Annotated in this window: 11 protein-coding genes; 8 read left to right on the forward strand and 3 right to left on the reverse strand. The window is 46.2% G+C overall.

Annotated elements, in window-relative coordinates; genetic code table 11:
• The first annotated feature begins 26 nt into the window (after positions 1 to 26).
• Both LW728_RS02845 and LW728_RS02850 read left to right on the forward strand, forming a co-directional pair.
• A complete protein-coding gene (locus tag LW728_RS02845) occupies positions 27 to 353 on the forward strand; it encodes a hypothetical protein (RefSeq protein WP_353736986.1) in 327 nt (108 codons plus the stop codon).
• A gap of 53 nt (positions 354 to 406) precedes the next feature.
• A complete protein-coding gene (locus LW728_RS02850; protein ID WP_287670209.1) occupies positions 407 to 1024 on the forward strand; it encodes a CP12 domain-containing protein in 618 nt (205 codons plus the stop codon).
• A 393-nt stretch (positions 1025 to 1417) separates the two neighbouring features.
• Here the strand turns inward: LW728_RS02850 and LW728_RS02855 are convergent, their stop codons facing one another.
• Positions 1418 to 2314, reverse strand: coding sequence for a LysR family transcriptional regulator (locus tag LW728_RS02855; RefSeq protein WP_002801026.1), 897 nt, complete (start codon positions 2312 to 2314; stop codon positions 1418 to 1420).
• A 302-nt stretch (positions 2315 to 2616) separates the two neighbouring features.
• Here LW728_RS02855 and bicA point away from each other — a divergent pair, with 302 nt between their 5' ends.
• From bicA to LW728_RS02880, 5 genes are all read left to right on the forward strand, one after another.
• A complete protein-coding gene (bicA, locus tag LW728_RS02860) occupies positions 2617 to 4317 on the forward strand; it encodes a bicarbonate transporter BicA (protein WP_287765135.1) in 1701 nt (566 codons plus the stop codon).
• Between the two features lie 122 nt (positions 4318 to 4439).
• Positions 4440 to 5561 carry a sodium-dependent bicarbonate transport family permease gene (locus LW728_RS02865; protein ID WP_287765098.1) on the forward strand — a complete coding sequence of 374 codons (1122 nt, stop codon included), beginning with the start codon at positions 4440 to 4442 and terminating at the stop codon, positions 5559 to 5561.
• Between the two features lie 75 nt (positions 5562 to 5636).
• Positions 5637 to 5975 carry a P-II family nitrogen regulator gene (locus LW728_RS02870; RefSeq protein ID WP_002801029.1) on the forward strand — a complete coding sequence of 113 codons (339 nt, stop codon included), beginning with the start codon at positions 5637 to 5639 and terminating at the stop codon, positions 5973 to 5975.
• Positions 5976 to 6101: 126 nt separating this feature from the next.
• On the forward strand, positions 6102 to 7517 hold the full coding sequence (locus LW728_RS02875) for a cation:proton antiporter (RefSeq protein WP_287765099.1): 1416 nt from the start codon (positions 6102 to 6104) through the stop codon (positions 7515 to 7517).
• 241 nt (positions 7518 to 7758) lie between these two features.
• Complete coding sequence (locus LW728_RS02880) at positions 7759 to 8169, forward strand: VOC family protein (RefSeq protein WP_287765101.1); 411 nt, start codon at positions 7759 to 7761, stop codon at positions 8167 to 8169.
• On the opposite strand, the gene LW728_RS02885 is transcribed toward LW728_RS02880, so the two are convergent.
• A complete protein-coding gene (locus LW728_RS02885; protein WP_002801032.1) occupies positions 8136 to 9320 on the reverse strand; it encodes a class I SAM-dependent rRNA methyltransferase in 1185 nt (394 codons plus the stop codon). The genes LW728_RS02880 and LW728_RS02885 overlap by 34 nt on opposite strands.
• A gap of 295 nt (positions 9321 to 9615) precedes the next feature.
• Between LW728_RS02885 and LW728_RS02890 the strand changes: the two genes are divergently transcribed.
• Complete coding sequence (locus tag LW728_RS02890) at positions 9616 to 10410, forward strand: MlaE family lipid ABC transporter permease subunit (RefSeq protein WP_287765104.1); 795 nt, start codon at positions 9616 to 9618, stop codon at positions 10408 to 10410.
• Between the two features lie 204 nt (positions 10411 to 10614).
• On the opposite strand, the gene LW728_RS02895 is transcribed toward LW728_RS02890, so the two are convergent.
• Positions 10615 to 11988, reverse strand: a complete 1374-nt coding sequence (locus LW728_RS02895) for a TIGR03279 family radical SAM protein (protein WP_287666499.1) — start codon at positions 11986 to 11988, stop codon at positions 10615 to 10617.
• Positions 11989 to 12059: the final 71 nt, after the last annotated feature.

Raw genomic sequence — 12059 nt, forward strand, 5'->3', positions numbered from 1 at the left:
CTCACACCACTATTTAATTTTGAGGTATGGCGATGAACAAGCTTATAGAAATCCGGTGTCCCAACTGTGGCAGCGTAGCTCAACGGCTCTTGAGCGATCGCCTGCCCGCAGGATATAAGTGTCCGGCCCGGCAAGTTGCTCAGACGGAATGCCCAGTGTGTGATTATTTCATCGCCATGTGTTGGCAAAATGGCGCTGTGCTGGAGGCCTATGCTCCAGGCACTCAGGGGAACACAGCCGCCGCCACCCCGTCCCAAACCCAACCAGCGATCGCCCATTGGTCTTTGTCATCTGTGTTCAAAGTGGCACTCAGCCCACAAGAGTCTAGGAAATTGCTATCGGGCCAACCCTAGTCAACTTTTGCGTTTATACCAGTTCTTTAATTTAACAACACCATCCAACTCCTATGCTGCAAGCTCAAGAAATTATGACCCAAAACGTTGTCACCATTCGTGGTTCGGCAACGGTTGCCGATGCCGTGAAATTGATGAAAGAAAAACAACTGCGGGGGTTGATTGTCGAACCGCGCCATGAACAGGACCCCTATGGAATTGTCACCGAAACCGACATCGTTTACAAAGTGGCGGCCTTTGGCCACGATCCTAAAACTATGCGGGTCTATGAAATTATGGCCAAGCCCTGTGTGGTGGTCAATCCCGAACTGGGGGTGGAATATGTAGCCCGGTTATTTGCTCAAACCCGCATTCGCCGCGCACCAGTGATTCAGGGCAAAACTTTGCTGGGTATTATTTCTGTCAGTGATATTCTCTTCAAGAGCGATTTTGTTGAAAAGCCCAAGCGGTTGTTCATTGAAGATGAAATTGAAGCAGCCCGGGAAGACGCACGGGCAATTTGTGCGGCCAAGGGTGAAACCTCTCCCGATTGCGCTGCGGCCTGGGATGTGGTTGAGGAACTCCAAGCGGAAGCCTCCCATCAACGGGTCAAAAAACAGGGGACTAACTCACTTCAGTCCTACTGCGAAGCCAATCCTGATGCCTTAGAGTGCCGCATTTATGAGGATTAAATCCTGGCGGGTTTTGGGAGAATCGATCGCCTTGAGGATCTCGCCGATCGGTTTCCCCGCGCGATCGAGTTCTTGATCTCCACCTTTTCGGATGGGAGATAGATCGAGCGCTTGCGCTTACCGAATTCGACTTGATCGGGGGTCTGTGGGTACTTAGAGTCTGCTGAATAAATCTAAAAACCTTGTTGGATAAGAATTTTAGACTTTTTTCCCATCAAAAAGTGCCAGACATTGGGGGGATCGGGGGGGAAATTTAGGCACTTTTTCGGAAATTTAGGCACTTTTTCCCTGAAAATTAGGTAATTGACCCTCTGAAAATGGGTAAAACCCTACACCCCACACCCCACACCCCACACCCTGCCCCCACGAAAAAGTTTTTCAGCAGACCCTAGCTTATGCCCCTAATTCCCCTGAGAGGAGATAATCAAGAAAAGTCTTGGCGATCACGGATAGTTTTTTATCCTTGGGATAAACCACATACCAATGGCGTTGGATGGGAAAATCTTCCACGTCAAGGATGGTAAATTCCCCATTGGGAGGATCTAAATTTAAGACGTGCTGAGACAGAACCGAAATTCCTAAACCACCGGCGACCGCTTGTTTAATGGCTTCATTATTGCCGATTTCCAAACGCAGAGATAAAGTGATACCATGATCGAGAAAAATTTGCTGTACTGCCCGTCTAATTCCCGATCCCATTTCCCGCATAATAAAAGGTTCCCCTTGCAGCCGTTTAATCGGAATTTTTTTCTGTCCCGCTAGGGGGTGATCTTTGCGTGCAATGACCACAAGGGGATTTTCCAGAAACGGTTGAATCTCCAGGTTTAGATCTTGGGGGGGTTCGCTTAAAATATATAGGTCATCAACATTATTGATAATCCTTGCTTCTAGGTCTTGGTGATTGGTCAATTCTAGGGACACATCTACCCCTTGGTACTGTTGACAAAAAGGACCTAGGATCTGAGGGATTAAATATTGGGCTGTGGATACCGCCGCTAAACGCAGTTTACCCTGTTTAATGCCCTTGATATCAGCGATCGCCATCTCAAAGTTATCAAGATCCTTGAGGACTGCCTGACAGGTGACTAATAAACTGCGTCCGGCCTCGGTTAAATACAAACGTTTGCCTATCTGTTCAAATAAGGGCAGACCCACTGATTTAGTCAGTTGTTTCATCTGGGTAGAAACGGTGGGTTGGGTGATCGATAGTTCTTCAGCAGCCCTGGTGAAACTGCCATGACGAGCGGTCGCTTCAAAGACAATCAGTTGATGTAAAGTGGCGTGAATCAAGAGAGGCCTCTAGAGAGCTACACTTCTGTTACTGCCTTGAGGAGCTTTGCTAAACAGAAGCAGGAATGGAGGGGAACGAGTGAAAACCTCCCCACACCGCTTACATCATAGGTTTAAATCAATACTTTTGTAAAGATATATCGATTTAAACTCAATTTATAAAATTTGCTTGTCAAGATATCCGTTCTAGTATAGATTTATAACAATCGATCTTTAAAAACCATAAACTTTTGTCTATCAAGGCTGGTCTCTCAACCGCCGGCTTTGTTGTGGCAAAAAACCCTTTGCTCAGTTGGATTCTCATGGAAATAACCAATCGTATTCACTTTGACAATTTGCGGGGCGATATATTCGGTGGTCTAACAGCTGCCATCGTTTCTCTCCCTCTAGCTCTCGCTTTCGGTGTAGCTTCTGGGGCTGGAGCGATCGCTGGTTTGTACGGTGCTGTCTGTGTGGGTTTTTTTGCTGCCCTTTTTGGTGGCACACCCACGTTAATTTCGGAACCAACGGGGCCGATGACGGTAGTAATGACGGCGATCGTGGCCAGTTTAACCGCCAAAAATCCCGAATTAGGCCTACCCATGGCCTTTACGGTAGTCATGTTAGCGGGCATTTTCCAGATTCTGTTCGGTATCTTCAAAATGGGTAAATACATCACCCTGATGCCCTATAGCGTTATTTCTGGCTTTATGTCTGGGATCGGGGTAATCCTGATTATTCTGCAAATTCCGCCATTTTTAGGGCAAGCCGCCCCCAAAGGAGGGGTTTTAGGCACAGTGCAGAAAATCCCGGAACTACTCTCTAATATCAATCCCCCCGAAGCCATTCTGGGGGCGATCACCTTGGCGATCATCTTTCTGATGCCCTCGAAATTCAAGCGTTTTGTCCCCCCTCAGTTATTAGCTTTGGTGATAGGAACTCTGATTTCGCTGTTTTTCTTCCAAGGTGCTGAAATTCGCCGGATTGGGGATATTCCTGTGGGTTTACCCACCTTGCAAATGCCCACCTTTAGTGCTGCCCAAATGATCACAATGTTGGTGGATGGGGCAGTTTTAGGGATGTTGGGTTGTATTGATACCCTATTAACGGCGGTAATTGCCGATAGTTTGACCCGTACCGAACACAAATCGAATAAAGAATTGATTGGTCAAGGTATTGGTAACTTAGTATCAGGAATCTGTGGCGGTTTACCCGGTGCCGGGGCCACGATGGGAACTGTCGTCAATATTCAAACCGGTGCGACCACTGCCCTTTCTGGCATTACTCGCGCTTTAATTTTATTAGTCGTCGTTCTCTGGGCCGCCGGTTTAACTAAGAGTATCCCCATGGCGGTATTAGCGGGGATTGCCCTAAAAGTGGGGATCGATATTCTCGACTGGAGTTTCCTGAAACGCTCCCACAAGATTTCTCTAAAAGGGACGCTAATCATGTACGGTGTACTGTTATTAACAGTATTCGTCGATCTGATCGTTGCTGTGGGTGTGGGGGTCTTTATTGCTAATATTCTCACCATCGATCGCCTCAGTGAACTGCAAGCGCAGGAAGTGAAAACGATCACCGATAACGATGACGAGATTCTCCTAAGTCCAGAAGAAAAACGGTTACTCAACCAAGCTAACGGTCGCATCATCCTATTTTATCTCAGTGGTCCGATGATCTTTGGAGTCTCGAAAGCGATCGCCAGAGAACACACAGCCATGAAGGAAGCGGATGTTTTAATCTTGGACTTGAGTGATGTGCCTTTGTTAGGGGTGACAGCTTCTTTAGCGATCGAAAATGCGATTAAAGATGCGATCGATAAAGGTTTACAAGTCTTTATCGTTGGTGCCACCAGCAAAATCCAGCATCGTTTGGAACGTCTCGGCATTTTAGCCCAAATCCCCCCCGATCATGTGCTAATGGACAGAACCATCGCCCTACAACAAGCGGTAACTTTTGTCAAGACCCATCCTCACCAAGAACCAGAGGATTTTGAGGTTAATCAAGGGGTTTACCCGACATAAATTTAACCGCTTTGGGAAGTACGCCTGCTGTTGGGGTGAAGCACCTGACCCTTATTTTCTTTAACTCTTGAAAGTTCATTTGTATTAATACTCCTCATCAGGGGAGGCGTAAGGAGGTATTCGTGGATTTTTTCTCATTGTTTGTCATGGACTTTATCCAGCAGTTGCAGTCCCCAACACTGGCCTTTTTGATTGGTGGCATGATCATTGCTGCTCTCGGGAGTGAATTGGTCATTCCAGAGTCGATTTGTACGATCATCGTCTTCATGCTGCTGACCAAAATCGGTCTGACCGGCGGGATTGCCATCCGCAATTCCAACCTGACGGAAATGGTATTACCAATGATCTTTGCCGTCATAGTAGGGATTATTGTGGTCTTCGTCGCGCGCTATACCTTAGCCAATCTGCCCAAGGTGAAAGTGGTGGATGCGATCGCTACTGGGGGATTATTTGGAGCCGTGAGTGGCTCGACTATGGCCGCCGGTCTGACGGTACTGGAAGAACAAAAGATCCCCTACGAGGCCTGGGCCGGCGCACTCTATCCTTTTATGGATATCCCGGCGCTGGTAACGGCGATCGTGGTGGCTAACATTTATCTTAACAAGAAGAAGCAGAAAGAAGCGGCCCACGACCACGAGTCTTTTAGCAAGCAGCCGGTGGCGGCCGGGGATTATTCCGATCAGCAGGGTTATCCCAGCAGTCGGCAGGAATATCTCAGCCTACAGCAGCCAGCGGATAATCGGGTCAAGATTTGGCCGATCATTGAAGAAAGCCTTCGCGGACCTGCCCTATCGGCCATGTTATTAGGTCTGGCTTTGGGCATCTTCACCCAGCCGGAAACTGTCTATAAAAGCTTCTACGATCCCCTCTTTCGCGGCTTGCTTTCGATCTTGATGCTGGTCATGGGGATGGAGGCTTGGTCAAGGGTGGGTGAACTGCGTAAGGTAGCCCAGTGGTATGTTGTCTATAGCGTACTAGCACCCTTTGTGCATGGGCTAATCGCCTTCGGTCTCGGCATGATTGCCCACTACGCCACCGGGTTCAGTTGGGGCGGTGTCGTGGTTCTGGCCGTCATCGCTTCCTCTAGTTCCGACATCTCTGGGCCGCCCACGTTGCGGGCCGGTATCCCCTCGGCTAATCCCTCCGCCTATATAGGTGCGTCCACGGCCATCGGTACGCCCGTAGCGATCGGCTTATGTATCCCGTTCTTCCTTGGTCTCGCCCAGGCCCTCAGCGGCGGCTAGGATTGTGGTCGGTGGGCGCTCCCTTGACGGGGCCTACCAAGCAAATAAGTGTACACATTTAAGGAGATAATCAACATGGCCAAACCAGCCAAAAAGCTCGTCATCGTCACAGAAAAGATTTTGCTGAAAAAAGTCGCCAAGATCATCGAAGAATGCGGGGCGACCGGTTACACGGTGATGGATACTGGCGGTAAAGGCAGTCGCAACGTGCGCTCGTCGGGACAACCCCACGTTTCCGAAACCGATACGAATGTTAAGTTCGAGATACTTACCCCCGATCGAATTATGGCCCAAAATATTGCCAAGCAGGTTGCCGATCAGTTTTTCCTCAATTTTGCGGGCATGATCTATCTCTGTGATGCGGAGGTTCTGTACGGACAGAGTTTCTGTGGACCAGAGGGCTGTGAAATCTAGACAACTAAGCTTGTCTTGATCCGGGCCACCCCATCTGCAGCCTGACTGTCCTTGAGCGGTGGCCCTTTTTCCTATCCCCCAGTTTTATGACCACCTGAAACCTTTAACCCTCATCCCTTTAAACTGATGATTTTGTCCCCTATTCTGCCTCCTTTGATTGGGGAGATAGCAGCCCCCATGACTCCGCTCCCCTTGCTTGCCACCGTTGTGGCCGAGGATTCACCGATTATTCTCTCTGGCGTATTGCTGACACTGGTGGTGATTTATCTGGCCAGCAAGCTCGGCGCAGAGGCCGCCAGACGATTAGATTTTCCTCCCGTACTGGGAGAACTGGTCGCCGGTGTGATTGTCGGCGTTTCGGCCTTGCATCTGCTCATCTTTCCCGAAGGGGGACTATCGGCCTCTGACTCGCTGATTATGACGGTACTGCAAGGATTGAATCAATTGGCCCCGGCTGCCGTGGACCGGATCTTTGAGTCCCAAAGTGAAGTGATTTCGGTTCTAGCTGAAATCGGTGTGATTATTCTGCTGTTTGAAATTGGCCTAGAATCCGACCTCCGACAACTCAAGGAAGTGGGAATTCAAGCCACGGTTGTGGCCTGTGTGGGGGTTGCGGCACCTTTTGCGGCAGGTACGGCCGGGTTAATGCTCGTCTTTCATGTGGCGGCTATCCCGGCGATTTTTGCAGGGGCTGCCTTGACAGCAACCAGTATCGGTATTACCTCGAAGGTGTTGTCCGAGTTAGGTCAACTCAAATCCAAAGAAGGGCAAATTATTGTCGGTGCAGCGGTGATCGATGATGTCCTTGGTATTATTGTTCTGGCTGTGGTCGCTAGTTTGGCCAAAACTGGTGAGATTGATGTGGTCAATGTTATTTACCTAATCGTCAGTGCCACGGCCTTTTTGATCGGATCAATTTTGTTGGGAGGTATTTTTAACAAAAGTTTTGTGGCGATCGTGGAGCGGCTGAAAACTCGGGGAAATATTGTTATTCCCGCATTTGTCTTCGCTTTCTTTATGGCATTTTTGGGCAATGCTATTCATCTTGAAGCGATTTTAGGGGCCTTTGCCGCCGGTTTGGTTCTTGATGAAACCGATACCCGCAACGAGTTGGATGAGTTGATCAAACCGATCGCCGATTTGCTTGTACCGATTTTCTTTGTGACGGTGGGAGCGCGTGCCGATCTCGGTGTTTTAAACCCAACGGTACCGGAGAATCGGGCTGGACTTTTGATCGCTGTCTTTTTGATGGTTGTGGCGATTATCGGTAAACTGGTGACGGGCTGGGCAGTTTTTGGCATATCCGGAATCAATCGCCTCGCCATCGGTGTGGGCATGATTCCCCGGGGTGAGGTGGGTCTAGTTTTTGCTGGGATTGGTTCGGCCAGCGGAATTTTGGATAAGCCTTTAGAGGTGTCGATTATTATTATGGTAATCCTGACCACTTTCCTCGCTCCTCCCTTCCTCAGAGTCGCTTTTGGTAAGACGGAAGCTGTTCCCGAAACCCTGGAAGGCAAGGAGCCGGCTAATCCTATTCCTTAATTTTGCGGGTAAAATCTGATTTTTTAGACGAGGCTGAAGCATTTTCAGCCTTTTTTGTCAGTTATCAGCTTCTGAATGCAACGGGCAAAAGAGAGAATCTGGCAATTCTCCTACCTAAAAAGAAGGTTATAAACTAAGCACATCAAAGCTTTTCGTTCAACCAATTAGGTTTTAGATTCGGCTCTTGTTATCAGTTTACTGTTTACTGTTTACCGATCACTGAAAAAGCTTGCCAACCCCGATGAATAACCCCCCCGATAGTCCATTCAATTACACAGAGGCTTTTATTGCTCTAGGAACGAGTAATTTTGATCGCTCGGTGCAGTTTTATCGTCAACTGTTGCAGCAGGAACCAAGCCCCTACCTTGCCGCCGTTTATGCGGAATTTAGGCTGATTAACCTTAAATTAGGTCTTTTTTGCCATAAAGAGTCCCACAGAGAGGAATTTGGCGATTCTAGGGGCAGTGGCATGAGCATTTGTTTCGAGGTGGAGAGTCTCGAAAAAGCGATCGAGCATTGGAGCGAAATCGGCTATGGTGCTAGGGGAGAAATTAGCCAGGCTTCCCACGGCAGGGAAATCTACATCTATGATCCGGATGGTAATCGTTTAATTTTCCATCAATCCACCGCTAAAACCAATCCTTTCAGGTAGGAACCTTCCGAGTGATAGATACTGGTGGGATGGTCCGCCGGTTGGCTTAAACGTGCTAAAATTCGCACTGGGCGAGCCGATTCAATAGCGGCAGCCATGACAGCCCCCTGAAAATGTTCTTCGTTAACCACTTGGGAACAGGAAAAGGTGAAAATAATACCTTGGGGGCGAATTTTCTGGAAAGCTTGCTGATTTAATCTTTTATAAGCCATAACCGCCTGATGACGGGATTGGATACTTTTGGCAAAAGCGGGGGGATCGAGGACAATCAGATCGTAATCCTCCTGACAGTCGCGCAGAAAGTTAAAAACATCGGTGCTGTAGGATTGATGGGGAACTTCGCTGAGATTATTCAGGGCGATATTTTTTTCGGTAAGATCGATCGCACCGTGGGAACTATCAACGGAATGGACTAGGGCAGCCCCCGCTTGCATAGCATAGACGGAAAAGCCGCCAGAATAAGAAAAAGTGTTTAAAACCCGTTTATTCTGACAATATTGGGCTAATAAAGCTCTATTTTCTCTTTGATCGAGGAAAAATCCCGTTTTTTGTCCCTTTTCCCAATCAATAATAAAGCGATGGCCGGACTCTAACACCTCATCGCTGGTTTTTTGACCAAATAAGTATTTATTCTCGGAAGTATGGGCGCTTTTCGCTAAAACTGCGGCACTTTTATCGTAAACTGCCCGTAAATTGTCAGCGTAGATAGTTTTCAGACAATCGACAATCAGATCGAGACGTTGGTATAAAGCTAAGGAATAAGCTTGAATAACCGCCGTGCCATTGTACCAATCGACGATTAAACTAGGTAAACCGTCTCCTTCAGCGTTAATTAAGCGATAACAGTTAGTTTTCGGGTTATCCACTAAACCGATTTGTTGCCGCAGCTGATAGGCATTCTGGAATTTTTCGAGAAATAATTGAGCAATATCGCTGACTTTTTGGAAAGAAAGAATTTTAACGGCAATATTGCTAGGATTATACAGTCCAGTGGCTAGATATTCGCCTCGATCGCTATAAACCTCAACGATAGCACCCTCTTTGACTTCTCCCGCCATCTCTTTAATCGCCCCGGAAAATATCCAAGGATGGAATCGTTTAACAGCATCAATTTTATGGTTTTTCAGGATAATTTTGGCTAAATCTGGCATGGATAAAGAATCAGGGTTGATAGCTGACGGCTACTAGATAATTCTATTATCCCCTGCTGGCAGCACAAAACCATGGTTTGTTATCCCTCGATCGAGTGGCATCAAAGCAAGTCGCCACAATCGAGGGATAATCATACTAAATCCTTTGAGTATAGGCTACATATCAGGACAGGCAAAAGGCAAGAGGCACTCATGCAAAACGGAGAATAAATAATCAGTTTTTAATAACCAGATTTAGTATCAGAGGGAATTCTCGCCTATAATAAGTTAGATTTTAGCGATAGTCCCTCGACAAATGCCAAGAAAAAGTGATGTTGCCGGTGGTTTAAGTTTATGGTTTCAGCGTTTGGGGGCTGCCGGTTTGTTAGCGGGACAAACTTTTTTACATATTCTTAATGGCAAAATCCACCGGCGTAATACTCTTGAACAAATGAGTATTGTGGGACCAGAATCCTTGACAATTGCCCTAATTACTGCTGCTTTTGTGGGTATGGTTTTCACTATTCAGGTAGCCAGAGAATTTATTTTTTTTGGGGCGGGTAGTTTTGTTGGGGGAGTCCTTTCCTTGGCTTTAACCAGGGAATTAGCCCCGGTTTTAACTGCGGTGGTGGTGGCGGGGAGAGTTGGCTCGGCTTTTGCAGCCGAAATTGGTACAATGCGAGTAACAGAACAAATTGACGCTTTATATATTTTAAAAACCGATCCGATCGATTATTTGGTCATTCCCCGGGTGATTGCCTGTAGTTTAATGTTACCCCTGCTCACTATTATCTCTTTAGTCACAGGGCTACTGGGGGGTTTATTTATTTCTGATAGTCTTTACGGCATTTCCTATTCCCTATTTTTACAATCAGCCCAAAATTTTATGGAAACATGGGATTTAATTAGTTCTATGTTAAAGTCGCTAATTTTTGGGGTTTTAATTGCCATTATCGGCTGCAGTTGGGGTTTAACCACCACCGGCGGTGCTAAAGGAGTTGGTCAATCTACTACCACGGCTGTGGTAACTTCTTTATTAGCGATTTTTGTGGCTAATTTTTTCCTCTCTTGGCTGATGTTTCAAGGTACAGGTAATGCGGAAATCGGCTAAGACAGTTATCAGTAATCAGTAATCAGTAATCAGTTATCAGTGCCAAGAAAACGGCAATTTTTTACTTAATACCGCTCAGTAAAAACTCAAATCAATTTGGTCGAAATATCTATATTACATTTTGGGCGCACGCGATGCGCCCCTACCATTGGCGCAATAATATTATTGTAGGGGCGAATTGCATTCGCCCTCTTTTAATCACTTTTACTGCTCACCTATATGTGAGAGAAAGTCAGAGAAAGGATTGAGAGTAAGACAAGTTTTAATTAATTCCTCCACTCCCAGGACTGGATAAATAGGGACTCTTAACTGATTAATAACAGTTTCTAGGGTGATATCATCTAAAAATACCGCTTCCCCATGCTTAAGCATGAGAGAAGGTAATAAAACCCCATCCCCAAGATTTTTACCTTGTAATCCTTTGAGAATATCTTGCCCAGTTAATAAACCCGTAACCGTGATTTCCTGCCCCCAATAATCACTATTTAAAGCCACTAATTCCACGGTTAAACCCCGCACCTTATTTAACTGTTTAACTAGGGGTTGAAAAGCTTGTTCTACGGCATTTCCCACTACCCATACCAACCGTCTAGAGGGAGTAATTTGAGCAGGCAATAACTTCTTAGCTGTCTTCTGGAAATCCCTAATAAATTGACGAATCGAGCCAACTCCGTTACCGATTTGGGGATAGTCTTCGTAGTGAGATTGAGGGGGTAAATCGACTCGGGCAATTAAAAACCATTCATCGGCTAACCATACCACATTACTGCCAAATTCTTGACGAAATTTTTTCTGTAAAGTTTGGACTTGTTCAATCACTTCTCGCGCTTTTTCTTGGCTAACAGGAATTAATTCATCTTCTTGGGGACGAAAGCGGGTTAATCCCACGGGAACTACGGCAATCGACTCCACACAGGGAATATCTCCCCGATGAAAAGAAACCAGATCTAACAGGGTTCTTTCGAGATGAATTCCATCATTAATATTGGGACAAACTACCACTTGTGCATGAATTTGTAATTGTCTGGCTTGTAGCCATTTTAAATGGTCTAAAATTTGACCAGCGCGGGGATTTTTTAAGAGACGAATTCTCAGATCGGGTTCCGTGGCATGAACGGACACAAAAAGCGGTGAGATTCGCATCTTTTCGATCCGCTGCCATTCTTTTGAGGTGAGATTAGTTAAGGTTAAATAACTGCCATAGAGAAAACTTAAGCGATAGTCATCATCTTTATAGTATAAAGTTTCTCTTTTGCCCTCTGGTTGTTGATCGATAAAGCAAAAAGGACATTTATTATTACACTGAATTAAGCCATCAAAAAGGGCAGTTTCAAACTCTAAACCTAAGTCTTCATGATAATCTTTTTCGATTTTTACTTGGTGAGTTTTGCCCTGACTATCAAGCACTTCTAGGGTTAAAAATTCATCGGCACATAAAAATTGATAATCGATTAAGTCCCGGGGACGATTACCATTAATAGAGACGAGCGCATCCCCGATTTCAAAACCTATCTCGGCGGCGATCGAATCTGGGATGACACCAGTAATTTTAGCTGGACGAATAGTTAATTCACTCATATTTTTAGGTTGCCATCCAATTATTTAACTGCATTTCCCAGAGAGTCTTTGGCTGCGTTTTAATATTTGTC

This window comes from Microcystis sp. 49638_E5, assembly GCF_021300285.1.
Classification (GTDB): domain Bacteria; phylum Cyanobacteriota; class Cyanobacteriia; order Cyanobacteriales; family Microcystaceae; genus Microcystis; species Microcystis aeruginosa_C.

What these genes read in the sequence shown, in the direction of transcription:
- LW728_RS02845 (WP_353736986.1), top strand. Translation starts at nt 27, where the DNA reads ATGGCGATGAACAAGCTTATAGAAATCCGGTGTCCCAACTGTGGCAGC.
- LW728_RS02850 (WP_287670209.1), top strand. Translation starts at nt 407, where the DNA reads ATGCTGCAAGCTCAAGAAATTATGACCCAAAACGTTGTCACCATTCGT.
- bicA (WP_287765135.1), top strand. Translation starts at nt 2,617, where the DNA reads ATGGAAATAACCAATCGTATTCACTTTGACAATTTGCGGGGCGATATA.
- LW728_RS02870 (WP_002801029.1), top strand. Translation starts at nt 5,637, where the DNA reads ATGGCCAAACCAGCCAAAAAGCTCGTCATCGTCACAGAAAAGATTTTG.
- LW728_RS02875 (WP_287765099.1), top strand. Translation starts at nt 6,102, where the DNA reads ATGATTTTGTCCCCTATTCTGCCTCCTTTGATTGGGGAGATAGCAGCC.
- LW728_RS02880 (WP_287765101.1), top strand. Translation starts at nt 7,759, where the DNA reads ATGAATAACCCCCCCGATAGTCCATTCAATTACACAGAGGCTTTTATT.
- LW728_RS02885 (WP_002801032.1), bottom strand. Translation starts at nt 9,320, where the DNA reads ATGCCAGATTTAGCCAAAATTATCCTGAAAAACCATAAAATTGATGCT.
- LW728_RS02890 (WP_287765104.1), top strand. Translation starts at nt 9,616, where the DNA reads ATGCCAAGAAAAAGTGATGTTGCCGGTGGTTTAAGTTTATGGTTTCAG.
- LW728_RS02895 (WP_287666499.1), bottom strand. Translation starts at nt 11,988, where the DNA reads ATGAGTGAATTAACTATTCGTCCAGCTAAAATTACTGGTGTCATCCCA.